A 21,124-nucleotide genomic window follows, 5' to 3' on the forward strand; every position below is an offset into this window, starting at 1 on the left:
GTCAGACCCCCGCGATGTAGCGCACGGCGTCGAGGTAGGGAAGGTTCACGGCGGCATCTGCGGCCGCGCGGACGGCCGGTTTCGCATTGAACGCGATGCCGATTCCGGCGGCGCCGAGCATGTCGAGGTCGTTGGCGCCGTCGCCCACGGCAATCGTGTGCTGCATCGGGATGCCTTCGGCCGCCGCCCACTCGCGCAGGTACTTCTCCTTGGCGGCGCGGTCGACGACGTCGCCGATCACCTTGCCGCTCAGCGCGCCGTCGATGATCTCGAGTTCGTTGGCAATCCAGTAGTGCAGGCCCAGGTCCTCGGCGATCGGCCGGAGGATCTGGTTGAACCCGCCCGACACCACGGCCACCGCGTGGCCGGCGGCCTGGAACGCCGCCACGAGCTCCGCGGCGCCGTCGGTCAGCTTGACCTCGGCGCGGACCTTTTCGACGACGTCGGCCGGCAGCCCGGCGAGCACCGCCACCCGGGCGTGCAGGCTCTGTGCGAAGTCCAGCTCGCCGCGCATGGCCGCCTCGGTCACCGCGGTCACTTCCTCGCGCTTGCCGGCATAGGCGGCCAGGAGCTCGATCACTTCCTGCTGGATGAGCGTGGAGTCCACGTCCATGATCAGGAACTTGCGCGGCGCGTTGCGCAGTTCCGCGGGAACCAGGGCCGTATCCACGCCGTCGATGCCTGAGGCCGCCAGCGTGCGGCGCGGACCCTCCAGCTGCGACGCCCCGAGGGAGGCTTCGGCATAGGCATCGGCGTTTCCGGGCTCTGCATTGAGGGAGTCCAGTGCGCAGTCCGCCGCATACACCTCGAAGCGGCCGTCGCCGGTGCGGGTTTCGGCGTCGACGCTCAGCCCCGCGTCCGTGAGGAGCGACCGCAGACGCTGGATGTCGGGAAGGGACAGTTTCAGGCCGTAGCTGACTGCGGTCACGTTCGAACTCATGGCTTCAATCCTAGCGAGCGGGCGCCGGACGGCCCGAATTCGTTGCGCATCGGCCCCCGCCGCGTGACGCCCCACGGCAGCCCGCGGCGCCGGTTATCAGTCGTCCGCTTTTTTGTCCTAGTGTCTACTCCTATGAGTGAAGTTCTTGAAATGGCCGGCGTCAGCGTTGTACGTGGGGCTAAGACCCTCCTGGACAAGGTCGACTGGCAGGTCAAGGAAGGCGAACGCTGGGTGATCCTGGGACCCAACGGCGCCGGCAAGACCACTCTTCTCCAGCTGGCAGGGGCGCGGATCCACCCCACGTCCGGCACGGCGGGCATCCTGGAGGAAGTGCTGGGCGCCGTCGACGTCTTTGAACTCCGGCCCCGGATCGGACTGTCCTCCGCAGCGCTGGCCAGCCAGATCCCGGAACAGGAAAAGGTCCTCAACGTGGTGGTCACGGCCGCGTACGGCGTGACCGGCCGCTGGCGCGAAGGCTACGAGAAGGACGACGAACGGCGCGCCTTTGGGCTGCTGAACGAGTGGGGCATGGGCCCGCTGCTCAACCGCCCCTTCGCCTCACTCTCCGAGGGGGAGCGCAAGCGCGTCCAGATCGCCCGGGCCCTCATGACCGACCCTGAACTCCTGCTCCTAGACGAGCCCGCCGCCGGGCTGGACCTCGGCGGCCGCGAGGACCTCGTCCAGCGCCTGAGCGAACTCGCCCGCGATGAGTCGGCCCCGGCAATTGTCCTGGTCACGCACCACCTCGAGGAAGTGCCGCCGGGCTTCACCCACGCCATGCTCCTGCGCGACGGCGGTGTGGTGGCCTCCGGCCCGCTGCCCGAGGTCCTCACGGCCGAAAACCTGAGCGCGACGTTCGGCCTGCCGCTGGACGTCACCGTCACCGCCGGCCGGTACACCGCCACCGCCAGCCGCTGACGGGGCCGCTGACCGCGCGTGGAGCTCCTCAATAGCGTTTTCATTTTCTTCGCCGGGCTGTGGGCGGGCACCATCAACAGCGTCGTCGGCTCCGGCACGCTGGTCACCTTCCCGGTGCTGATCGCCCTGGGTTACCCTCCCGTCACCGCGTCCATCAGCAACGCCATGGGACTCGTGGCCGGCAATGCCGCCGGCGCCTGGGGCTACCGGAGGGAGCTGACCGGCCGGGGCAAGCAGCTGCTCCGGCTCCTGCCGGCCTCGCTGCTGGGCGCCGTGACCGGCGCCTACCTGCTGCTGCACCTGCCCGAGAAGGTCTTCTACTACGCTGCCCCCGTCCTGATCGTGCTGGCCCTGCTGATGGTGGCCTTCCAGCCGCGGCTCCAGCGGTGGGTGAAGAACCGGGAAGAGAACCCCGAGCACGCGATCCGGGACCGCCGCCACGGTGTGCTGCTGGTGGTGCTGGTGTACCTGGCCGGCGTCTATGGCGGCTACTTCGTCGCGGCCCAGGGCATCCTGCTGGTCGGCATCCTGGGCGTGTTCATGACCGGGACCATCCAGAACGCCAACGCGATGAAGAACATCCTGGTCCTGGGCGTAAACGTCATCGCCGCCTGCTCGTACCTGTTGTTCGCCTTCGACCGGATCAGCTGGGGCGTGGTCGGCCTGATCGCCGTGAGCTCCCTGATCGGCGGGCTGATTGGCTCCAAGGTGGGGCGCCGGCTTTCTCCGGTGGTCCTGCGCGGGGTCATCTTCGTCCTGGGCATGGCGGCGCTGGGATTCATGATCGCCAACCTTTTCAAATAGCCACACGAACCTGCTGAAATGACCTGCCCGTGACTTTTTACTATCTTGACTCCGCCGACGACCCGAGGGTTTCCGACTACACCCAACTCACGGACGTGCACCTGCGCAAGGTCAGGGAACCCGCCGAGGGCCTGTACATTGCGGAGTCTTCCCGCGTCCTGCGCCGGGCCCTGGCGGCGGGGCACCGGCCGCGGTCCTTCTTCCTGGCCGAGAAATGGGCCGAGGACCTGGCGGATGTCTTTGCGCAGTACCCGGACGTCCCGGCCTATGTCGGCCCGGCCGCGCTGCTGGAGGAAATCACCGGCTTCCACCTGCACCGCGGCGCCATGGCCGCCATGCACCGGCCCGCCCCGGTGCCCCTGGCGGAACTGCTCGCGGGAGCCCGCCGGGTGGCCGTGCTGGAAGACATCGTGGACCACACCAACGTGGGGGCGATCTTCCGCTCCGCCGCAGCCCTGGGCGTGGACGCCGTCCTGGTGTCACCGCGCTGCGGGGATCCGCTGTACCGGCGCAGCGTGCGGGTCAGCATGGGCACGGTGTTCCAGGTGCCGTGGGCGCGGCTGGAAGACTGGCCGGGAGGATTGGCCGCGCTCCGGGAGCAGGGTTTCACCGTGGCCGCCATGGAGCTCACGGATGACGCCGTGGACCTGGACGAGCTCGCGGCCCGCCGCCCCGAGCGGCTGGCGCTGGTGCTGGGCACGGAGGGGGCGGGCATGAGCGAAGGCACCCTGGCCGCCGTCGACCTCGCCGTGAAGATTCCGATGCGCCCGGGCGTCGATTCACTCAACGTCGCGGCGGCGTCGGCGGTCGCGTTCTGGGAGCTCCGCCCGAAGGGCTGACGTGCGCAAACGGCGTTCGTCACTCCGTCCGCTTTCCGCTATGATTGATAGCTGGCCGTCCGGTGCTTTCCGTCGGCCATCCCATTCATACCTGGCAGCTGGCAAAATCCAGTTGTGCGAACAAAGGTCCAATTATGAAGTCTGATACCCACCCGAAGTACGAAGCTGTTGTTTTCAACGACCTGGCTTCCGGCGTCAAGTTCCTGACCAAGTCCACCGTGTCTTCTTCCAAGACCATCGAGTGGGAAGACGGCAACACCTACCCGGTCATCGACGTCGAAATCTCCTCCGAGTCCCACCCGTTCTACACGGGCAAGCAGCGCATCATGGACTCCGCAGGCCGCGTCGAGCGCTTCAACGCTCGCTTCAAGGGCTTCGGCGGCAAGAAGTAACTTTCTTCCCCAAGGTCTTGTAGGAAGCCCGCACCGGCAACGGTGCGGGCTTTTTGCGTGGCCCTCGCGTTCCGCCGTGCGTCGAGCCGCAGGCGGCGCCGGGCCGCCGTCGCTTCCGTCGCGCCGCCGGCAGGGTTGCCGTGGCAGGATTAATGCCATGACGACCCTTCCCTATGCTTCCGGTTCCGCGAACGACGACGGCGGCCGTCACCACGGCGAATACAAGGTCCCGGGCGGCAAACTTGTGGTCGCCGATTTCGACGTCGTGGACGGTGTGCTGACGAACGTCTCGCTCAGCGGAGACTTTTTCCTGGAGCCGGACGAGGCGCTGCCGGAGATCAACCGGGCCCTCACCGGGCTGGCCCTGGACACCGGCGCCGCCGACATCGCGGCCGCCGTGACGGCGGCCCTGCCCGAAGACGCCGTGCTGTTCGGCTTTTCCGCCGACGCTGTCGCGGTCACCGTCCGCCGCGCCCTGGCGAAGGCCACGGGCTGGGGGGACCACCACTGGAACATCATCGCCCCGTCCGTCCTGCCCACCCACGTCAACGTTGCCCTGGATGAAGTCCTGACCGAGGAGGTCGGGGCCGGGCGGCGCAATCCCACCCTGCGGTTCTGGGACTGGGAGGAGCCCTCCGTGGTGATCGGCAGCTTCCAGTCCGTCCGCAATGAGCTCCACCCGGCAGGTGTGGCCCGGCACGGCATCAGCGTGGTCCGCCGGATCAGCGGTGGCGGAGCGATGTTCATGGAGGCCGGCAACTGCATCACCTACTCGCTCTACCTCCCGCAGACCCTCGTGGACGGCATCAGCTTCGCGGACTCGTACAGTTTCCTGGACGCCTGGGTCATGGCCGCGCTGGAGAAGGTCGGCATCAGCGCCTTCTATGTGCCCCTCAATGACATCGCCACCGAGCATGGCAAGATCGGCGGGGCGGCCCAGAAGCGGCTCGCCAACGGCGGGATGCTGCACCACGTCACCATGAGCTACGACATCGACGCCGACAAGATGGTCGAGGTCCTGCGCATCGGGCAGGAGAAACTGTCGGACAAGGGCACCAGGAGCGCGAAAAAGCGGGTGGATCCGCTGCGGCGCCAGACCGGCTTGGCCCGCGCCGAAATCGTCGCGGCCATGATGGACGTCTTCGCCGAACGCTATGGCGCGACGCCGTCCGAACTCACCAACGCCGAGCTCGAGGCGGCCGGCCGCCGCGTCGAGACCAAGTTCGGCACCGCGGAATGGCTCCACCGGGTGCCGTAACGGTGCAGGCCTAGGCGTCCAGGGCCTGCGCCTTAAGAGAACGGTGCAGGTGGCTGCGCTGTTCGATGATGATCCGGCGCAGGGCGCGCGGCGCCCCGGGGTGGGCCGCCAGCCAGCGGTCGGTGCGGACGATCACGGGGTGGGTCTCGGGCGTCCCGCCGTGGCCGTCGAGGTCCTGGCCCGCAGGGTAGAAGCCGCGGACAATCCGGCTGGCGATCTCGATGCTCCGGTCCGCCCAGACCTGCTCGAGGCATTCGAAGTACGGGTCAATGAACCGGGCGAGCAGTGCGGCCGCCCCGGTGTTGAATCCGGCGATGGTGGCGCTGAGGAGCTGGTTGGACAGGCCCGTGCCGTGGACGGCGGCGTCCCAGGCAGCCGCTTTGACGGACGCGTCCGGGCGGGCTGTGAGGGCCGTGGCGTGGCCGGATTTGCCCGCCGCCGTATTGTCCCGGGTAAGTTCCTCGTCGAGCTGCGCCTGAGAGGCCTGGCCGTGGGCGGCGAGGGCGTGCCAGAGGTTCCAGCGCAGCTCGGCATCCACCGCGAGGCCGTCGATCACCGTGCTGCCGTCCAGGATGCCCCTGAGGAGATCGAGCCGGGCGGCGTCGTACCGGCTGGTGGCGGCGAGGGTCCGGGCCCAGGCCAGTTGCTGGTCGGACCCGGGCGTTGCCGCCTGCAGCTGTTCGGCAGCGGTGTCGAGGAAGCAGCGGCGCACGGTGTCCCGCGCGCCCCGGGGCACAAAGCGTTCCACCGCCGTCGAGGCGTTCCCCAGGACGTTCAGGAGGACCCCGATTCCGGTTTCGGCGGGTCCGAAGCGCTGGACGGCGTCGACGTAGAGGGCGGCCGGTGTGACCGCGTCACGGGCCGAGTCCCACAGCGCCGTCCAGCACAGCGCCCGTGCCATGGGGTCGCTGAGCTTGTCCAGGGAGCTGCGCACCGTGGTCTCGGAGTGCGGGTCCAGCCGGACCTTGGCGTAGCTGAGGTCGTCGTCGTTGACCAGCAGCAGGGCGGGCCGCGGTTTACCCGCCAGCGCTGTGACGTCGGTCCGGTCGCCGCTGACGTCGGTCTCGACGCTGTCCGAGCGGACCAGGGCGCCGGCGTCGTCGAAGTCGTAGAGGCCGATCCGCAGCCGGTGCGGCCGCGGTTCCTGCAGCCCGCTGGCCGGATCGACGGCGTCCTGCAATACGGCGACGGCGCCGAGCTCGTCCGCGTTCGCCGTCCCGCTGGCAATCGTGATCTCGCTGGAGAGGGTCGAGATGCCGGAGGTCTGCAGCCACTGCCGGGCCCACTGCGCGAGGTCGCGGCCGGATGCCGAGCTCAGCGCGGTCAGCAGCTCGGCCAGGGTGGTGTTGCCGTAGGCGTGGTCCTTGAAGTATTGCCTGGACCCGGCAATGAACGCCTCAAACCCGACGTAAGCCACGAGCTGCTTGAGGACCGACGCGCCTTTGGCGTACGTGATGCCGTCGAAGTTCTGCTTCGCGGCCTCGAGGTCCGGGATGTCGGCGACGATCGGGTGCGTCGTGGGGAGCTGGTCCTGCACGTAGGCCCAGGCCTTGCGGTTGTTGGCGAAGTTCACCCAGGCCGTGTCCCAGTCCGTGGTCCGGTCCACGCCCAGGGTGCCCATGTAGTCCGCGAAGGATTCCTTGAGCCACAGATCGTCCCACCACTTCATGGTGACGAGGTCGCCGAACCACATGTGTGCCATCTCGTGCAGGAGGGTATTGGCGCGGGCCTGGTACTGCGAATCGGCCGCCCGGGAGGTGAAGACGTAGCTTTCCGTGAAGGTCACGAGTCCCGGGTTTTCCATGGCGCCGAGGTTGTATTCGGGCACGAAGGCCTGCTCGTACTTGCCCCACGGGTAGGGGAAATCGAAAAGCTCGTTAAAGAAGGACAGCCCGTTCTTGGTGAGGCCGAAGAGCGCCCCGGCGTCGAAGGACGCGGCCATGGACGCGCGGCAGTAGAGCGCCAGCGGCACGTCCAGGACCGTGCCGTCGGCCAGCGTGCCGCTCCACGCGTCCCGGGCCTTGAAGTACGGCCCGGCCAGGACGGTGGTGATGTACGTGGACATCGGCCTGGTGGGGGCGAAGTCCCACCGGCTCGTGGCGGGGTCGGACGTTAGCTGGGTGCGCAGGACCTCAGCACCGTTGGAGGACACCTGCCAGTCCGACGGGGCCATGACATGGAACGTGAACTCGGCCTTCAGGTCGGGCTGCTCGAAGTTCGCGAAGACCCGGCGCGCGTCGGCGGGTTCGTACTGCGTGTAGAGGTAGCACTGCCCGTCGGCGGGATCCACGAAGCGGTGCATGCCCTCGCCGGAGGTGCTGTACAGGGCCGTCCCGGTGATGGTGACCTGGTTCTCGGGCTGCAGGTTGTCGAGCCGGATGCGGGAGCCGTCCACGACGTCGGCCACGGGCAGGCCCTTGCCGTTGAGGAAGACGCTGTGCACGCTGCCCGCGATGAAGTCCACGAAGGTCGACGCTCCGGGTTCGCTGGCCGAGAACGTGATGACGCTGCGGCTCGTGTAGCCGGCGACACCCGGGTCCGCTGCCTGCCGGACGTCCAGGGAGATGTCGTAGCTGTGCGTGGTGATGAGGGCGGAGCGGGCCGCGGCTTCGTCACGGCTCAGATTCTGATTCGACACCCCGCTATCTAATCACGGGAGCCTGTGTGCCGGATCACGCCGGCGGGAACATCAGGAACGCGGCGCCCAGCCCGAGCAGGGCGATCAGCAGCCAGGACGCCAGCGCGGCCAGCAGCGCGCGGGCGCCGGTGTGGAGGAGCTGGCCCACCCGCACCGCGGAGCCCAGTCCGAACAGCGCCATGCCCAGCAGCACGTCCTGGAGCACGGCGGCAGCGTCCAGGACGGCGGGGGAGAGCCAGCCGCTGGTGCGCAGGGCCGCCAGGGCCACGAATCCGAGCACAAACAGCGGGATCACGGGCGGGCGCTTGGCGCCGTCGGATCCTGAGCCCAGCCGGTGGTGGAAGCCTGCGGCGGCGACCACCGGTGCCAGCAGGATCACCCGCGTGAGTTTGACGACGACGGCGACCGCCAGGGCGGCGGTGCCCGCGGTCTGGGCGGTGGCGACCACCTGTCCGACGTCGTGCACCGAGGCGCCGGTCCACGCCCCGAAGATCTCCGGCCCGAGGCCCAGCGGCCGCGCGAGCAGCGGGAGCACCCCGATCGCCAGCGTCCCGCACAGCGTCACGAGCGCCACGGGCAGCACGGTGTCTTCTTGCCGGATCCGGCGCACAGCGGCCATCGCCCCGATCGCCGACGCCCCGCAGATGGCGAACCCCGTGGCCACCAGCAGCGATACGCGCGGAGGAAGCCGGAAGAGCCTGCTGATCACGTAGGTGCCCGCGAAAGCCGCCGCCACCACAGCCGCAATCAGCAGCAGCGCGGCCCAGCCCAGACCCAGCACATCGCCGAGGCTAACCTTCAGGCCCAGGACCACGATCCCGGCGCGCATGAGGTGCTTGCCGGCGAAGTCCAGCCCGGGACGCGCCGGCCCCGCGGTCCAGCCCGCCACGCCCGGCAGATTGGCGGCCAGGAGCCCGAGGAGGACGGCGAGGGTCATCGCCGGCAGCGCGGGGAGCAACAAGTGGACAGCGACGGCGGCGGCAACGGCCGCGGCGGCGCCCAGCAGACCTGGCGCGGCCGCAGATGCGGAACTGGTGGGAGGCACGACCCTACATTGCCGTACCCGGCCGGAAAAGCAGTAACTGCGGCCGCCCGGGCAGGCGCCCGTGCGCCGTCCGCGCCGTGCCGGGGGCCGCCGAAATGATTTCGTAACGAAAAAGTGGTTGGCTAGTCACCATGTCTGACCTATTCCAGGATTACTCCGAGGCTGCCGGCCGCACCGGCGCCTACGACGAGATGTTTGCCCCCGGCCAGCAGGCCCGGAAGTCCTACGGGCAGGTGGCCGGGGCCCTGCGTGAACTTTCATTGGCCGATGTGAGCGCCCGCGCCGATTCCATGGCACGGACCTTCCTGGACCGCGGCGTCACCTTCGACTTCGCCGGCGAGGAGCGCCCCTTCCCCCTGGACATCGTCCCCCGGGTGATCCCCGCCGATGAGTGGAGCGTCCTGGAGCGCGGAGTGGCGCAGCGGGTCCGGGCCCTGGAGGCCTTCCTCAACGACGTCTACGACAAGATGACCGTGGTGTCCGACGGCGTCATCCCGCGCCAACTCGTCACCACGAGCGCCCACTTCCACCGTCAGGTGCACGGCTTCGAACCTGCCGGCGGTGTCCGCGTCCACATTTCCGGCATCGACGTCGTCCGGGACGCCGCGGGCACCTTCCGGGTCCTGGAGGACAACGTGCGCGTGCCCTCGGGCGTCAGCTACGTCCTCGAGAACCGCCGCGCCATGGCCAAGGGCCTGCCCGAGGCCTTCGGCCAGCAGCTCATCCGCCCGGTCGAGGAGTACCCCCGCCGGCTCCTGTCCGCGCTGCGCAAGACGGCGCCTGCCGGCGTCGACGATCCCACCGTCGTGGTCCTGACCCCCGGCGTGTTCAACAGCGCCTACTTCGAGCACACCCTCCTTGCCGGCCTCATGGGCGTCGAGCTCGTCGAGGGCCGTGACCTCATCTGCCGCGGCAACCGCGTCTACATGCGCACCACGGCCGGTGAGCAGCGCGTGGATGTCATCTACAAACGCATCGACGACGAGTTCCTGGATCCGCTGCAGTTCCGGGCCGATTCCATGCTCGGCTGCCCGGGTCTGGTCAACGCGGCCCGTGCCGGTGGCGTGACCATCGCCAACGCGGTGGGCAACGGCGTCGCCGACGACAAGCTCGTGTACAGCTACGTGCCGGACCTGATCCGGTACTACCTCAGCGAAGAGCCCGTGATCGCCAACGTGGACACCTTCCGGCTGGAAGAGAAGGAAGCCCGGGAGCACGTCCTGGACCGGCTCGACGAGCTCGTGGTCAAGCCGGTCGACGGCTCCGGCGGCAAGGGCCTCGTGATCGGCCCGGATGCGTCCAAGGAAGAACTCGAAGCCCTGCGCAAGCGGGTCATCGCCGATCCCCGCGGGTGGATCGCGCAGCCGGTGCTGCAGTTGTCCACGGTGCCCACGCTCAGCGGCGACAAGTTCGGCCCCCGGCACGTGGATCTGCGCCCGTTCGCGGTCAACGACGGCGAGGACGTCTGGGTGCTTCCCGGCGGCCTGACCCGGGTGGCGCTCAAGGAGGGTTCGCTGATCGTCAATTCAAGCCAGGGCGGCGGCTCCAAGGACACCTGGGTCCTGGCGGATTCCCCGCAGGTTCCGGTCGAGGTCATCCCGCGGCCCACCGTCACGGTCCGTGAGCGGGTTTCGGTCTGGCCGGTGGAAAGCAACTGGCGCGACAGCCAGAAAGAGCAGCAACAGCAGCAGATTTCTGACGCGCAGGAGGTAACCGCGAATGCTTAGCCGTATTGCCGAGTCACTGTTTTGGATCGGCCGCTACGTGGAACGGGCCGACGGCACAGCCCGGATTCTCGACGTCCACCTCGAGCGGCTCAACCACCTGCCCATGGAAGAACAGCGCAGCGTCGCGCAGGAGCTCCTGGCGGTGATGGGTGCACGCCCGCAGAATGACGAGTTCGGTCTCCCCGAGCTCTTGAACGCCCTGGCGTACGACAAGCACAGTGCGACGTCGATTGCCGGCTCGCTCGGCGCGGCCCGGGAAAACGCCCGCCGTGCCCGGGAGACCGTCTCCTCCGGACTCTGGGAAAGCCTCAACACGACCTACTACGGGCTGAACCAGCACCGCAAGGACGTCGTGGGCACCTACCGGTTCTGCAACTGGGTCCTGGAGCGCACGGCGATGGTCAGCGGCCTCGCCGACACCACCGTCAGCCACGACGAGAGCTGGCTGTTCCTGGTCCTGGGCCGGTCCCTCGAGCGCGCCGACATGACGGCCCGCATGCTGTCCACGCGCGATGTCCTCTCGGCCGGTATGTCCTGGGTGAACATGCTCCGCTGCGCGGGCGCCTACGAATCCTTCCTGCGCACGCGCCGGGCGGCCTTCGGCGACCAGCACGCCGCAGAGTTCCTGCTCCTGGACCGGCTGTTCCCGCGGTCAATCGTCTACGCCCTGCGCGACGCCGACGAGTGCCTCGCGAAACTGGATCCCTCGGCCCAGCGCGTCGGCTTCATCAACGACGCCCGCCGCATTGTCGGCCAGGCCCGCACCTTCCTGGAGTTCCACCGCACCGATGACCTTATGTCGGAACTGCCGGAGCACATGGAGCGCGTGCAAAAGGCGGTCTCGCAGGCCTCGGACGCCATTTCCCGTAAGTACTTCAATCAGGCAGACGAACTGGCCTGGGTGGGAGAAGTTTCATGACCCGGCTGAGGATCGTCCACAAGACGGCGTACAAATACAACAAGCGCGTCACCCTGTCCTACAACGAGGCCCGGATGACCCCGCTGACGGACCCGCAGCAGGTGGTCCTGGAGTCCTCCATGAAGGTGTCGCCCTCACAGGCGGCCCTGAGCAGCTACCGCGACTACTGGGGCACGCGCGTGACGGCCTTCGACATGCAGATGCCCCACGACCACCTCGAAGTCCTCTCCACCACCACCGTGGAGGTGCACCGGGTGGAGAAGATCGCAGCCGAGGCCGACATCGTCGGGTGGGACGTCCTGGCGGCCCCGGAGACACTCAACCAGTACAGCGACTGGATTCCACAGTCCCAGCTGACCGGTCCGGGCACCGAAGTGCTTGGCATCATTCCGGGCGTCGTCGAGGGAAAGACGCCGCACGAGGCCGCCATGGCGGTCTTCGCCTGGATGCGCGGCGAGATGACGTACATGAAGGGCTCCACCGGCGTCACCACCAACGCCGAGCAGGCCTGGAACCAGCGGCAGGGCGTCTGCCAGGACCTGGCGCACCTGGCCATCGGCTCCCTCCGCAGTTGCGGGATCCCGGCCCGCTATGTTTCCGGCTACCTTCACCCGCGTTCGACGGCGGACATCGGCGAGACGGTTGCCGGACAGTCCCACGCGTGGCTCGAATGGTGGGACGGCGAATGGCGCAGCTGGGACCCGACCAACCACAAGCCTGCCGGGGACTTCCACGTCACCGTGGCCCGGGGCCGCGACTACCGCGACGTCCCGCCGCTCAAGGGCATCCTGTCCGGCGGCGGCGGATCGGCCCTCAACGTCAGCGTGGAGATCACCCGCCTCGCCTAGCGCAACCCGGGGATCGGGGCGGTAGGGGACCGGGGGTAAGGATTATTCCAGTCCGGACCGGGTGGCGTCGTCCAGCGGTGTCCACCAGGTCATCGGCGGGACCACCTTGAAGCGCCGGCCGGTGACGGTGTCCGGCGTGATCCGGACGAAGTGCTCCTTCTTGCCGGCCTGCCACGGGAACAGCAACAGACCCACGGTGTCCATGACTTCCTCAGGGTTCTGCACCGGCGCGGCCTGGCCTTTGGCCACGACGCTCCAGGCGATCCCGGTGTCCGCGTCCACGCCGTCCGCTTCCACGGCCACCGGCGTGTCGCCCGTGGCTGCCTGCAGTTTGGTGCCCACTGCGGTGCGGAACACCAGCGTCCCGTGATCGACCTTGTAATTGATCGGGAAGATGTCGGGATGATCGTCCACCCAGACCGCCAGCCTGCCCACCGAGACGCTACGCAAGAGTCGCCAGCATTCGTGATGATCGAGGTTTTCCACGGCGTGGGGCTGGTCCTTTGGCGGCTGGCCGCCCGGGTTCGCATCAGTACTCATGCCGGTGAGCTTACGCCGGAGGGGTGAGCAGGGGCTAGGGCAAAAGGTCCCAGCCGTGGAGCAAAGCGCAAATAGATGCTGACTACTCGGGACCTTCCGTGCAGTTCACGGTATTCTGGCAACACATCGTCAGCGTCGACGAGCGCCGGAGCGATTGGGGCAATCAATATGCATTCAACGGGTAAGAGCCATGGCCATAGCGCCCCCGACCCGACTCCGAGGCTCGAGGAGCTGCTGAAGGGTTTTGGTTCCAGGGCCGAGGAGCTGCAGCAGTCCCAGGAACGCATGACCGGGCTGCTCGAGGCGGTTGTAGCCGTAGCCGAGGACCTGAGCTTGGATGCAGTCCTGGAGCGCGTAGTGATGTCGGCGTGCCGGTTGCTGCACGCCCGGTTCGGCGCCCTGGGGGTGATCGGTGATGACCACGCCCTGAGCCACTTCATCACCGTCGGCATCGACGAAGAGCTGGCCCGGCAGATCGGTCCGCTGCCGACCGGCCACGGTGTACTCGCCCTGCTGATTTCTAATCCCCGGCCACTGCGGCTGCACGATCTCCGCCGACATCCGGAGTCTTACGGCTTCCCCGCACACCACCCGCCCATGCATTCCTTCCTCGGCGTCCCGGTCCGCGTCCGCGAAGTCGTCTTCGGAAACCTCTACCTCACGGAGAAGGAAGGCGGCGGCGATTTCACTGACGAGGACGAAGCCCTGGCAGTCGCCCTCGCCGCAGCCGCCGGTGTCGCCATCGAGAACGCCCGCCTTTACGACGACGCGCGCCGCAGAGCGCGGTGGCTGGAGGCCAGCATGGACGTGTCCGGGCTGATGCTGAGCACCGACCGGGACTACACCTCGGGCGGCCTTGACCCGATTGCCGCCCGCGCACTCCAGGAGTCCGGGTCCGACCTCGCCTTGCTGGTAGCGCCCGCGGCGGACTCGCCGAGCTACGTGGTGATCGGCGTCGCCGGTGAACGCGGACGGTCCTTTTCGGGACGGTCGCTCCACCTTGCGTCCGAACGTCTGGAAGGAGTTCTCGACGGCGGCGAGCCGGTCCTCTTCGACGACGCGTCCGACGTCGTCGGGGAGGTCGACGGCGCCGTCACCGGGCCGCTGCTGGCCGTGGCACTCAGCACCCAGGGCGCCCACCACGGGCTTCTGTTGCTGGCAAAGAACAAGGATTCGGTCCGCTACGCCAGGACAGACATTGAAATGGGCGCTGTCTTCGGCTCCCACGTTGCCTTGGCCCTGGAACTGGCCAGGGTGCACCGGCTGCGCGAAGAGCTCCTTGTCTTCACCGACCGTGACAGGATCGCCAGGGACCTCCATGACCTCGTCATCCAACGACTGTTCGCTGCCGGGCTGAGCGTGCAGAGCCTCACCCGCTTCACCAAGGAAGAATTGGCGCTGGAGCGGATCCGCAACATCACGGGCGAACTCGACGAGGCCATCCGGAGCCTCCGCGACACCATCTACTCCCTCAAGAGCAGCGGCGGCGAAACCGAACTGCTGAGCGGCCGGATCCGCCGGGTCACGAAGAGCTCGGCGAAGTCCATGCCTTTTGCCCCGCGCCTGACCATCACCGGACCGGTGGATGCCGTGACACCGGACAAGGCCGACAACGTGGTGGCTGTGGTCTCTGAGGGCCTCAGCAACGCGATCCGCCACTCCGGGGCGGACACGATTTCCGTCTCTGTCGCCGTCATCAAGGGCCGGGTGACGGTGGTGATCAACGACAACGGCACCGGATTCGCCGATCCGGAAAAACGCGGGGGCCTGACGAACCTCGAGGACCGGGCGCGGATGCTCGACGGCGAGTGCACCATCACCAGCACGCCCGACGCCGGTACGAGCCTCGAGTGGTCGGTGCCCCTTTAGGGCCCCTTTATTGAGGCGGTAAGCCCGGACTGCAGGTGCTACCGGACGCTGTGCGGCCGGTTCGCGTCACCGGCGTTCCCGGCGGACGCCACCGGGACCGCCGGACTGGCGATGAAGACGGCTGCCTGGGTGCGGCGTTCGAATCCGAGCTTGGCCAGCAGCGAGGAAACGTAGTTCTTGACGGTCTTTTCCGCCAGGAACATCTCCGCCGCTATCTGCCGGTTGGTCAGTCCGCCGCCCACAAGTTCCAGTACCCGGCGTTCCTGAGGCGTGAGGGACGAGGTACGGGGGTCGACTTCCTCGGTATCCACCAGGCTGTCCACGACGCCGGCGGCGACGCCTTCCGCAAAGAGCGATTCCCCAGTGGCTGCCCGCCGCAGGGCACCGATCAGGTCGGTGCCGCCGATCTCTTTGAGCACGTAGCCCCGGGCGCCTGCCAGCACGGCGCCGCGCAGTGCCTGTTCGTCGTCAAAGCTCGTCAGGATGATGCAGTTCAGGGACGGGTCAACAGAGCGCACATCGCGGCAGACCTCAATACCGGTCCCGTCAGGCAGCCGGGCGTCCAGCACACAGACGTCCGGATGGAGGGCCGGAATCCGGCGGGTTGCTTCCACCGCGGATCCGGAACTGCCCACCACGACGAATCCTTCGCCTTCGAGGAGTTCCTGCAGCCCGCGCCGGACCAGCTCGTGATCGTCAAGGATAAAGACGCGGATAACCGCCGGCACGCCATCGGGTGCAGTGAGACCTGCATCTGACCAGGCAATCATGACTCTCCTGTCCGGCCGCTTACTGCTGCACCGTTTGATTCCGTAGTTTGTTGACTTCCCCAAGCCTTTGCCATTCTTCTGCACACCGTGTCCCGGGACAAGGGTCCTAATGCCCACCCACCGGCACCGCTGCATGACTTTTGGCCCTAGGCGCCTGCAGGGCCGGGCGGCATCATGGGAGCGGCGCCATCCATGCCCGGCCGATACGAGGATGAGGGATCACCAATGAACGAAGCCAGCGACACCCGGACCATCGTTGTGGGCGTTGACGGCTCGGAGGCTTCTGTGGAGGCTCTCCGGCAGGCGCAGCGCCTTGCCGTGCCGCTGTCCGCCACAGTGGTCGCCCTGGCCTGCTGGGATTACCCGCCGGTCTACGACGGCTACGTCGCCGTCGGCATCGATGATTTTGATGTCCGGGCGGGGGAGATCCTCGCCGAAGCAGTCGCCAAGGCGTTCGGCCCGGACGCTCCCGCCAACGTCGAAACCCGGCTTGTCCAAGGCCATCCGCGCCACATGCTCATCGAGGAAAGCAAAACCGCGGACATGCTGGTTTTGGGCCGCCGCGGCCGCGGCGGCTTCGGCGGCCTGCTTCTGGGATCCGTCAGCTCCGCCTGCGTGGCGCATGCGCATTGCCCGGTGCTGATCGTGCACTCGCCAGAAAAGGAGTCCTGACGCCTAGCTATTCGAAGGTGGAGCGGCGCGGGTCCGAAAGGCGTGTAGTCCAGAGATCGGGCCGGTTGACCTTGAAGCGTCGTCCGGTCAGCGCTTTGGGAGCGACCCGCACGTAATAGGCCTTCTCGCCGGGCTGCCAGGGCTCCAGGAGCAACGCATCCACGGCATCCTTCTCCTCCTGGCTCTCGATGAGCTCGGCTTCGCCGCGGGCCATGACGCTCCACGCCGCCTCGTCGTGGGCGTCGTATCCATCGATTTCGAAGGCGACCGGCTTGGTGGTGATGGCGCCCCACAGTTTCGTGCCGCCAGAGGTGCGGAAGACGATCGCACGCCGTTCCAGCACGAAATTCACTGGAAAGATCTCCGGATGACTATCCACGATCAGCGCGACGCGCCCCACGGTTTCAGTGTCGAGGAGGACCCAGCACTGGTCCATGGTGAGCGAGTAATCGGGCGAGGGCGTGGTTGAGTCCATGGACAGACACCTTACGGGCCGGCTCCGACTCCCATCAGGGCCATAAGGCCCGGTCAAGGGGCCATATGGCCCGGCGGCCACACGTGTCCCGCGGCGCGCTCCCCGTGCCGCCAAGACGGATCCGGGGAGCTCCGAACGTCACCAGGGGCTGGGCTTGTAGTCCTTGAGGAAGACGCCATACTGGTCTTCGCCGGCCTCGCCCATGACGATCGGGTCATAGACGCGGGCCGCGCCGTCCACCAGGTCCAGGGGCGCGTGGAAGCCCTCTTCCATGAGACGGACCTTGGTGTAGTGCGGGCGCTCGTCCGTGATCCAGCCGGTATCCACCGCGGTCATCAGGATGCCGTCGGCGTCGAGCATCTCCTGGGCGCTGGTGCGCGTCATCATGTTCAGCGCCGCCTTGGCCATGTTCGTGTGCGGGTGCCCGGGGCCCTTGTAGGCGCGGGAGAACTGGCCTTCCATGGCACTGACGTTGACGATGTACTTCCGCCGCGCGGTGGAGCGCTTCATGGCGCCGCGGAGCCGGCTCACCAGCAGGAACGGGGCCGTGACGTTGCACAACTGCACTTCGAGCATCTCCAGCGGGTCCACCTCGTCCACCACCTGGGTCCAGCTGTTGATCGTGGCGAGATCCGGAACCAGCCCGCCGGCGTCAATCGCGGTGCCCGAGGCAATGCGCTCCAGCGAGGCCGAACCCGTGGACAAGGCCAGGGAGGTGATGGCGTCCCCGGCCAGGACGGGGTGTTCAAGCACCGTGCTGGCCAGTGCCAGCGGGTGTTTGTCGTGCGCGTGGCCGAACGTGACGAGCTCGGGGCCCCCATTGCCGGCCTGAAGGGCCGCGGGCAGCGGCTCGTCCTCGGCGTCGGCCAGAGGCTTATAGGCGTTTCCGGAGCGCCGCACCGTCTGGGCCGCGTTGTTGATGATGATGTCCAGCGGTCCTGCGGCGTCCAAGGAGTCCGTCAGGGCCATCACCTGGGACGGGTCGCGGAGGTCGATGCCCACGATCCGGAGCCGGTGCAGCCAGTCTGCACTGTCCTCCATGGCAGCGAAGCGGCGGGCGGCGTCCTTCGGGAAGCGTGTGGTGATGGTGGTGTGGGCGCCGTCCCGGAGGAGCCGGAGCGCGATGTACATGCCGATCTTCGCCCGGCCGCCGGTCAACAGGGCATTGCGGCCGGTCAGGTCGGTGCGCGCGTCGCGCTTGCTGTGGCTGAACAGGGCACACTCGGGGCACAGTTGGTGATAAAAGGCGTCCACCTGGGTGTAGTGCTGCTTGCAGATGTAGCACGGGCGAGACCTGATGAGGTGGCCGGCGATTTCGCCGGTCGCGGACGGGGCAAGCTTGTTGCCGCGTGTCTCGTCGTCGATCCTGTCCGGGGCAGCCGTCGCCGTCTGGGCGATGACGGCGCGGTCCGCTTCCGCGATCTCATCCCGCTTGGCAACCCGGCGGTGGCGCTTGACCGCCTTAAACATCTTTCCGGTGGCACGGCGGACGGACACGTAGTCCGGGTGTTCCTCGTCGTACGCGTGGATGGTGTTCAGGACCTTCAGGCAAGCCCGAATCTCCTCCGGGGTCAGCTCGGCAGCGGCCGGCTCGGCTGCGGTCAACGCAGCAACGGAAAGATCGGAGGATAGATCGGGGGAGCTCATTGCCCCAATTTTACAGGCAACTGGTGCCCTGCCGGACCTCCGGCAGGGCACCGGTCCTAGTAGGCCTTGGTCGAGCGTTTGCCCTGGGCGTCCACGCCGACGGCGGCGGCCTGCACCTCAGCGACCCTGTCCACCGACTCCCGCAATTCCGGCCAGTTTTCGGTGGCGGCGCGGACGGCATCCGGCACAAGGCGCAGGTTAGCGGCGGAGAGCGCCCGTTCTGCGTCGCTGGGCTCCGGGACGAGCTGCCCCTTGGACAGGACCGTGATGCCGGACTCCGTGACCTTGAAGCCGCGGGCGCGGTCGAGTTCGGCATCGAGGCCGATCGCGGCCCCGGCCGGAACCTTGACGTTCTTGTCGAGGATGGCGCGCCTGATCACAGCACCCTCGCCGACATTGACCTTGTCCATGAGCACCGAATCCAGGACCCGGCTGGACGTCCCGACGTACACATCGTTGGAGAGCACTGAACCCTCCACGATGCCGCCCGAGACGACGACACCGTTGGCCACGATGGAATCGAGGGCGGTGCCTACGGTGTTGGATTTGCCGCGGACAAACTTGGCCGGCGGGGAGACGCTCTGGCGGGTGTAGATCGGCCACTCGGAGTTGTAGAGGTTGAACACCGGCACGGGGGAGATGAGGTCCATGTGGGCGTCGTAGAACGAGTCAATGGTGCCGACGTCGCGCCAGTAGGTGCGGTCCCGTTCGGTGGACCCGGGAATGTCATTGAGCGTGAAGTCGTAGACGCCGGCCTCACCCTGGGAGACAAAGTAGGGAATGATGTCCCCGCCCATGTCGTGCTTGGTGTCGAGGCGCTCGGCGTCGACGTGCAGCGCCTCGACGAGGGCATCGGCGTTGAACACGTAATTGCCCATGGAGGCCAGGAACTGGCTCGGGTCCGCGGCGAGTCCGGGCGTCGAGGACGGCTTCTCGACGAAGGCGGAAATCTTGTCCGGGTTCTCGGGGTCGGTTTCGATCACGCCGAACTGATCCGCCATGTGCAACGGCTGGCGGACGGCGGCTACCGTCGCCTTGGCCCCGCTGGCTACGTGCTGCGCCACCATCTGGGAGAAGTCCATGCGGTAGACGTGGTCTGCGCCGACCACGACGACGATGTCGGGGTTGGCGTCGTGGATCAGGTTCAGAGACTGATAGATGGCGTTGGCACTCCCCAGGAACCAGCTCTTGCCGACCCGCTGCTGGGCCGGAACGGAGGCCACGTAGTTGCCTAATTGGGTGGACAAGCGCCACGTCTCAGAAATGTGCCGGTCCAGGCTGTGCGACTTGTATTGCGTCAGCACCACAATTTGCAAATAACGCGAATTCACGAGATTTGATAGGGCAAAGTCAATGAGCCGGTAGCTTCCGGCAAAGGGCACGCCCGGCTTGGCCCGGTCCGCCGTCAATGGCATGAGCCGGTTTCCCTCGCCACCTGCGAGGACAATTGCCAAGACTTTCTTTTGATGCGGCATGGTTATCGCTCCTGAACGCCTTCGTTACTCCCCAAAACAGTCCGGCATGCCCGAACGTCTTCACACTAGATCAGTTCCACCGTAACGACTACCTTGGTGCATGTGCGAATAGACATTGTGACCAAAGAATTCCCGCCGGAAATCTACGGCGGCGCCGGAGTCCATGTGGCCGAGCTCAGCAGAGTCCTGGCCCAACGTGTGGACCTACAGGTGCGTGCCTTCGGCGCGCCCCGCGAGCCCGGGTACCACGGAGCGACGGTCACGTCCTACTCCGTGCCCGAAGACCTGGGCTCCGCCAACGCCGCCATCCAGACCCTCGGGGTGGATCTGAGGATCGTTCCGGACATTGCCGGCGCGGACCTGGTGCACTCCCACACCTGGTACGCCAACATGGCAGGACACATCGCGTCCCTGCTCCACGGCATTCCCCATGTGCTCAGCGCCCATAGCCTGGAACCGCTGCGCCCGTGGAAGGCCGAACAGCTTGGTGGCGGCTACGCGGTCTCCTCCTGGGTGGAAAAGACCGCCTACGAGGCCGCCGCCGCCATCATTGCCGTTTCGGAAGGCATGCGGCAGGACATCCTGCGCAGCTATCCGGAGGTGGACCCGGCCAAAGTCAAGGTAGTCCACAACGGCATTGACGTCAGCCTGTGGAACCGGGACGAGGGCGAGGACGTCGTCCGGGCGCTCGGGATCGATCCCTCGCTGCCGAGCGTCGTGTTTGTCGGCCGCAATACCCGGCAAAAGGGGGTTCCGTATCTGCTCCGTGCCGCCGCCAAACTGCCGGCCAATGTCCAGCTGGTGCTGTGCCTCGGCGCAGCCGATACTCCCGAGCTGGCGGCCGAGACCGCGCGCCTCATCGAGGAGCTGCAGAGCAAGCGCACGGGCGTAATCGTGGTGGAACGGATGCTGCCCCGCAACGAGCTCATCCAGGTCCTCAGCCACGCCACGGCGTTCGCCTGCCCGTCCATCTACGAGCCGCTGGGCATCGTGAACCTTGAAGCCATGGCCTGCGGTGCCGCCGTGGTGGCCAGCGCCACCGGTGGTATCCCGGAGGTTGTAGATCACGGCGTGACCGGGCTGCTGGTGGAGCTCGAACAGGTCACCGACGGCACGGGCACCCCGCTCGACCCGGAGAAGTTTGTCACCGAGTTCGCCGCCGCCCTGACCGAGGTGGTGTCCGATCCCGCCCGGGCCCGGGCCATGGGGGAAGCGGGTCGGCGCCGGGCGGAGAAGCACTTCTCCTGGGAGTCCATCACGGAGACCACGCTCGAGGTCTACCGTTCGGTCCTGCCCGGTCCGGCGGCCTGACCAGCAGTCCTCCAGACAGAGATACGGACTCAGGCAA

Annotated in this window: 19 protein-coding genes; 11 read left to right on the forward strand and 8 right to left on the reverse strand. The window is 67.4% G+C overall.

Annotated features, from left to right (window positions below; translation table 11 throughout):
* Window position 1: 1 nt before the first annotated feature.
* Entirely contained in the window at window positions 2-940 is a 939-nt protein-coding gene (serB, locus tag BLR03_RS15155; RefSeq protein WP_091254110.1) for a phosphoserine phosphatase SerB, read from the reverse strand.
* 132 nt (window positions 941-1,072) lie between these two features.
* Here serB and BLR03_RS15160 point away from each other — a divergent pair, with 132 nt between their 5' ends.
* The 5 genes from BLR03_RS15160 (at window position 1,073) to BLR03_RS15180 (ending at window position 5,151) form a co-directional block, all read left to right on the forward strand.
* On the forward strand, window positions 1,073-1,858 hold the full coding sequence (locus BLR03_RS15160) for an ABC transporter ATP-binding protein (protein ID WP_091254114.1): 786 nt from the start codon (window positions 1,073-1,075) through the stop codon (window positions 1,856-1,858).
* Window positions 1,859-1,876: 18 nt separating this feature from the next.
* Complete coding sequence (locus BLR03_RS15165) at window positions 1,877-2,662, forward strand: sulfite exporter TauE/SafE family protein (RefSeq protein ID WP_091254117.1); 786 nt, start codon at window positions 1,877-1,879, stop codon at window positions 2,660-2,662.
* Between the two features lie 29 nt (window positions 2,663-2,691).
* On the forward strand, window positions 2,692-3,501 hold the full coding sequence (locus BLR03_RS15170; protein WP_091254119.1) for a TrmH family RNA methyltransferase: 810 nt from the start codon (window positions 2,692-2,694) through the stop codon (window positions 3,499-3,501).
* 134 nt (window positions 3,502-3,635) lie between these two features.
* Window positions 3,636-3,893 (forward strand): type B 50S ribosomal protein L31, encoded by a 258-nt coding sequence (locus BLR03_RS15175; protein ID WP_090956047.1) that lies wholly within the window; start codon window positions 3,636-3,638, stop codon window positions 3,891-3,893.
* Between the two features lie 157 nt (window positions 3,894-4,050).
* Window positions 4,051-5,151, forward strand: a complete 1,101-nt coding sequence (locus BLR03_RS15180; RefSeq protein ID WP_091254122.1) for a lipoate-protein ligase LplAB — start codon at window positions 4,051-4,053, stop codon at window positions 5,149-5,151.
* Window positions 5,152-5,161: 10 nt separating this feature from the next.
* Here BLR03_RS15180 and pepN read toward each other — a convergent pair whose 3' ends face one another.
* Both pepN and BLR03_RS15190 read right to left on the reverse strand, forming a co-directional pair.
* Window positions 5,162-7,789: an aminopeptidase N gene (gene pepN / locus BLR03_RS15185; RefSeq protein ID WP_091254125.1), complete on the reverse strand. Its 2,628-nt coding sequence runs from the start codon at window positions 7,787-7,789 to the stop codon at window positions 5,162-5,164.
* 34 nt (window positions 7,790-7,823) lie between these two features.
* Window positions 7,824-8,834, reverse strand: coding sequence for a YeiH family protein (locus BLR03_RS15190; protein WP_091254126.1), 1,011 nt, complete (start codon window positions 8,832-8,834; stop codon window positions 7,824-7,826).
* 131 nt (window positions 8,835-8,965) lie between these two features.
* On the opposite strand from BLR03_RS15190, the gene BLR03_RS15195 reads away from it, so the two are divergent.
* From BLR03_RS15195 to BLR03_RS15205, 3 genes are read left to right on the forward strand one after another with little or no spacing between them, the layout of a single operon-like run.
* Window positions 8,966-10,561 (forward strand): circularly permuted type 2 ATP-grasp protein, encoded by a 1,596-nt coding sequence (locus BLR03_RS15195; protein WP_091254128.1) that lies wholly within the window; start codon window positions 8,966-8,968, stop codon window positions 10,559-10,561.
* Complete coding sequence (locus BLR03_RS15200) at window positions 10,554-11,480, forward strand: alpha-E domain-containing protein (RefSeq protein ID WP_091254130.1); 927 nt, start codon at window positions 10,554-10,556, stop codon at window positions 11,478-11,480. The genes BLR03_RS15195 and BLR03_RS15200 overlap by 8 nt, the downstream gene beginning before the upstream one ends.
* Window positions 11,477-12,328: a transglutaminase family protein gene (locus tag BLR03_RS15205; protein WP_091254131.1), complete on the forward strand. Its 852-nt coding sequence runs from the start codon at window positions 11,477-11,479 to the stop codon at window positions 12,326-12,328. Before BLR03_RS15200 ends, BLR03_RS15205 begins: the two co-directional genes overlap by 4 nt.
* Window positions 12,329-12,370: 42 nt before the next feature.
* Here BLR03_RS15205 and BLR03_RS15210 read toward each other — a convergent pair whose 3' ends face one another.
* Window positions 12,371-12,868: a pyridoxamine 5'-phosphate oxidase family protein gene (locus BLR03_RS15210; protein WP_091254133.1), complete on the reverse strand. Its 498-nt coding sequence runs from the start codon at window positions 12,866-12,868 to the stop codon at window positions 12,371-12,373.
* A gap of 168 nt (window positions 12,869-13,036) precedes the next feature.
* On the opposite strand from BLR03_RS15210, the gene BLR03_RS15215 reads away from it, so the two are divergent.
* On the forward strand, window positions 13,037-14,737 hold the full coding sequence (locus tag BLR03_RS15215) for a GAF domain-containing sensor histidine kinase (RefSeq protein ID WP_175460572.1): 1,701 nt from the start codon (window positions 13,037-13,039) through the stop codon (window positions 14,735-14,737).
* A 38-nt stretch (window positions 14,738-14,775) separates the two neighbouring features.
* Here the strand turns inward: BLR03_RS15215 and BLR03_RS15220 are convergent, their stop codons facing one another.
* On the reverse strand, window positions 14,776-15,507 hold the full coding sequence (locus BLR03_RS15220) for a response regulator (RefSeq protein WP_091254135.1): 732 nt from the start codon (window positions 15,505-15,507) through the stop codon (window positions 14,776-14,778).
* Between the two features lie 225 nt (window positions 15,508-15,732).
* Between BLR03_RS15220 and BLR03_RS15225 the strand changes: the two genes are divergently transcribed.
* Window positions 15,733-16,179, forward strand: coding sequence for a universal stress protein (locus BLR03_RS15225; protein ID WP_091254137.1), 447 nt, complete (start codon window positions 15,733-15,735; stop codon window positions 16,177-16,179).
* A gap of 7 nt (window positions 16,180-16,186) precedes the next feature.
* On the opposite strand, the gene BLR03_RS15230 is transcribed toward BLR03_RS15225, so the two are convergent.
* The 3 genes from BLR03_RS15230 to glgC all read right to left on the reverse strand — a co-directional run bounded on the left by BLR03_RS15230 (window position 16,187) and on the right by glgC (window position 19,782).
* On the reverse strand, window positions 16,187-16,654 hold the full coding sequence (locus tag BLR03_RS15230; protein ID WP_091254140.1) for a pyridoxamine 5'-phosphate oxidase family protein: 468 nt from the start codon (window positions 16,652-16,654) through the stop codon (window positions 16,187-16,189).
* A gap of 138 nt (window positions 16,655-16,792) precedes the next feature.
* Window positions 16,793-18,301 (reverse strand): SDR family NAD(P)-dependent oxidoreductase, encoded by a 1,509-nt coding sequence (locus BLR03_RS15235; protein WP_091254143.1) that lies wholly within the window; start codon window positions 18,299-18,301, stop codon window positions 16,793-16,795.
* Between the two features lie 56 nt (window positions 18,302-18,357).
* Window positions 18,358-19,782, reverse strand: coding sequence for a glucose-1-phosphate adenylyltransferase (gene glgC / locus BLR03_RS15240; protein WP_217639799.1), 1,425 nt, complete (start codon window positions 19,780-19,782; stop codon window positions 18,358-18,360).
* A gap of 96 nt (window positions 19,783-19,878) precedes the next feature.
* Between glgC and glgA the strand changes: the two genes are divergently transcribed.
* Window positions 19,879-21,087, forward strand: coding sequence for a glycogen synthase (gene glgA / locus BLR03_RS15245; RefSeq protein WP_091254153.1), 1,209 nt, complete (start codon window positions 19,879-19,881; stop codon window positions 21,085-21,087).
* Window positions 21,088-21,124: the final 37 nt, after the last annotated feature.

Origin of the sequence: Arthrobacter sp. ok909 (assembly GCF_900104405.1) — a bacterium.
GTDB lineage: Bacteria > Actinomycetota > Actinomycetes > Actinomycetales > Micrococcaceae > Arthrobacter > Arthrobacter humicola.